This is a genomic window from Salmonella sp. SAL4457, assembly GCF_046548235.1.
Classification (GTDB): Bacteria; Pseudomonadota; Gammaproteobacteria; order Enterobacterales; family Enterobacteriaceae; genus Salmonella; species Salmonella enterica.
Window position 1 is genome coordinate 1 of record NZ_JBGDZO010001275.1, and the last position, 238, is coordinate 238.

The window sequence follows — 238 nt, forward strand, 5'->3', positions numbered from 1 at the left end:
GGCCATGGGTGAATACGAGCGCAGCGAGGAATCCCGCTGTGCCGTGCTCTTCGCCCATGGCGAGCACTTCACCGCCGGGCTCGACCTGATGGAACTGGCACCGAAGCTCGCCGCCAGCGGTTTCCGCTATCCGGACGGCGGCGTCGATCCCTGGGGCGTGGTCCAGCCGCGTCGGAGCAAGCCGCTGGTGGTCGCGGTGCAAGGCACCTGCTGGACCGCCGGGATAGAGCTAATGCTC

General features: G+C 68.1%; 1 protein-coding gene. It reads left to right on the forward strand.

The genetic code is table 11. From position 1 onward, the window contains the following. On the forward strand, nucleotides 1–238 hold a 238-nt coding region (locus tag ACLJNW_RS28295), incomplete at both ends, for a hypothetical protein (RefSeq protein WP_410961963.1).